Genomic DNA, 386 nt, shown 5'->3' on the forward strand with positions numbered 1-386 from the left:
ATCCACCGTGTACGCTTAGTCACTTAACCATACAACCCAAACGGGTCTTTGTTAGTGACAGCTGTTAACTTCGCCAGAAGTTAATTCATCAAATAATGATGAGAATACTAAAGTAGATACCGATTAATCATTGCTGATTAACTGGCATATTTTTACTTTTGAAAACTCTTTATAGATACGAATATCTATAAGAATTTTAATATCAGCTTTCCAAATTTTTAAAGAGCATATTAATTAGTTAAACCAAAGTGGTTTAGCTAACTAACAATCATCTGTGTGGACACTACGAACAAATAAGTTCTAAATCGTATAAGGAGGTGATCCAGCCCCAGGTTCCCCTAGGGCTACCTTGTTACGACTTCACCCCAGTCATGAATCACTCCGTG

1 rRNA gene is annotated in these 386 nt (G+C 36.3%); it reads right to left on the reverse strand.

Annotated elements, in window-relative coordinates:
- Nucleotides 1-310: 310 nt before the first annotated feature.
- Nucleotides 311-386, reverse strand: a 16S ribosomal RNA gene (locus JIG37_RS04035); the annotation flags it as partial.

Origin of the sequence: Pseudoalteromonas sp. bablab_jr010 (genome assembly GCF_016464105.1) — a bacterium.
GTDB classification, from domain to species: Bacteria; Pseudomonadota; Gammaproteobacteria; order Enterobacterales; family Alteromonadaceae; genus Pseudoalteromonas; species Pseudoalteromonas simplex.